General features: G+C 39.0%; 3 protein-coding genes. All 3 read left to right on the top strand.

What is annotated here, in order from left to right; all coding sequences use genetic code 11:
* Window positions 1–128: 128 nt before the first annotated feature.
* The 3 genes from FCV43_RS16875 (at window position 129) to FCV43_RS16885 (ending at window position 1,995) form a co-directional block, all read left to right on the top strand.
* A complete protein-coding gene (locus FCV43_RS16875) occupies window positions 129–671 on the top strand; it encodes a hypothetical protein (protein WP_136995828.1) in 543 nt (180 codons plus the stop codon).
* A 144-nt stretch (window positions 672–815) separates the two neighbouring features.
* Complete coding sequence (locus FCV43_RS16880; RefSeq protein WP_113800009.1) at window positions 816–1,295, top strand: hypothetical protein; 480 nt, start codon at window positions 816–818, stop codon at window positions 1,293–1,295.
* A gap of 151 nt (window positions 1,296–1,446) precedes the next feature.
* Window positions 1,447–1,995 (top strand): hypothetical protein, encoded by a 549-nt coding sequence (locus FCV43_RS16885; protein ID WP_136995829.1) that lies wholly within the window; start codon window positions 1,447–1,449, stop codon window positions 1,993–1,995.
* Window positions 1,996–2,028: the final 33 nt, after the last annotated feature.

Genomic DNA, 2,028 nt, shown 5'->3' on the forward strand with positions numbered 1-2,028 from the left:
TTTAAGAGGGATTCTCAACGCTTGCCATTTTTGCATCTACTTCAAATTTAGTGTTTACGGTACAATGCTTTAGGTTGGGTGGAGGCGTTGTTCACCCCTTAATGCGGCGTTAGGCATTTGGAGGCAAATTGAAGATCGGTGACCTAAATATACAAGACATCAATCCAATTCCGGAAATTGAAACCGGAGACGAGAAAGAGGTTTATGCTTTCTATGGCTTAGCTGCTTTTCACGCTCAATGTGCAGAAAAGGCTTTGGTGAATTTTGTTATGGCATATCGCCTCTTAGATAATAAAGTTCTGGATCAGGAGCAATGGCTTGAGTTATATGCAGGGATCAACTCCAAGACGTTTGGTCGCTTGCTCGGACAAATTAAAACTCGAGTTGAGCTATCAGACCATCTGCTTACACATCTCGACCATACTTTAACAAAAAGAAACTGGTTAGCTCATGACTTTTACTATGACCGCGCCAATCACTTTTTGGATTTAGACGGTCGTATAGCAATGATCAAAGAGCTACAAGAACTTATCGAACTATTCCAAGTTTCTGATCGCGTTATTGAACAACTTAGTTTAAAGGTGTGGTCGCACTTCGGCGTAACGGAAGAGTGGATAGAGAAAGAAATGGCTATCCAACACGAAGAGTATCTTAGTGGAAAAAATGCCTAACAAAGCGTTTAAGACAGATTCCCAACGCTCGGCATTTTTGGTTTGCTTTGAATTTAGTGTTTACGGCACAATGGTTTAGGTTTGGTGGTCTGCGTTGCTCACTACTTAACGCGGCGTTATAACTTTTTAATTAGGAATCACACTGTGAAACGTTCTATTTTTTACATATTTGGAATCCTGTTAATTACTGGTTGCTCAAGTGCGCCAGTTTCTAAAGATATACCTCAGTTGAAGATAACAGAGCCTCTTCAGCTATCAGAAGGGGATATAAAGGTTGGCATAATTCGAAATGAAAATGTTGTAGCTTCAGCGATTCACTATTGGCCTGTATACAATCGGAAAGTCATCGGTGGGTTGCTAACAGGTGATTATATTGAATTTAGTTTGCCATCTAAATCTGGAGATGTTGGAGCTTCATGTTACGGAGGGTGGAGTTCATCGTGGAAAACTCGTCTGTATCGACTTACAGAAGATTCTCCAAACGAGCTTTACTTTCTGTTATCCCCTTCATTTACGGAAGGAGATCACTGCTTAGACATGGAAATCATTGATTCAAATGAATTTCATGAAAGAGCTAACTTATCTAAAAAAGTACCAGTAGGCAGTATTTCAAGCCGAGAATAAAAATTATAACAAGGCGTTTAAGACGGATTCCCAACGCTTGGCATTTTTTGTTTGCTTCATCTTTAGTGTATACGGCACAATACTTTAAGTGCAGTGGTTGCGCTGCTCACCACTTAACGCGGCGTTAGGTGAAAAGGAGTTCACTCAAAGTATGAGAGCTGTTTCAAAGTCCATAATTTTGGCAATTTTGATTTTTTTAGTTCTGGGCTGCAAAGATAAATCTGAAGTCTATTCAAATCCGCCAGCTCACTTAGTGGAGCAAATAGATGCATATTTTCCATTATCTATCAAATATGTGAGAAACAATGAAAATATTGCCTTATCTCAAGGCGAGGCACTATTGCCTCAATATCTCGAAATAGCTCGTAAGATTGGCATTAAACACCCTGAAAAAGTACGTGTTTATTATGCGGACAAATTGCCTTTACCTAAAAACGAGTCACTTTTATTTCAGATGCAGCGATTAGGTCTTGATTCTCCTTATTTCACAGGCACTACGTTTGGCTATGGTATTTGGATTTCCACTAAAGCTAAGGGTGATAAATTGCTTCTTTCACATGAGTTAATTCATGTAAAACAAGCGGAAGAGTTAGGTCTTGATGAGTTTACTAAAAAGTATTTACTGCAACTCGCAATCTTTGGTTATCGAGAATCTCCGATAGAGCTTGAAGCTTATGAAAAAGCAGCCAGTTATTTGTAATCTTCGTGTAATTCACCTAACAAACAATTTAAG

Origin of the sequence: Vibrio genomosp. F6 (assembly GCF_005146325.1) — a bacterium.
Taxonomy (GTDB): Bacteria; Pseudomonadota; Gammaproteobacteria; order Enterobacterales; family Vibrionaceae; genus Vibrio; species Vibrio cortegadensis.

Bases quoted from the DNA above. Each gene is read 5' to 3' on its own strand.
- FCV43_RS16885 (WP_136995829.1), top strand. From the start codon at position 1,447: ATGAGAGCTGTTTCAAAGTCCATAATTTTGGCAATTTTGATTTTTTTA.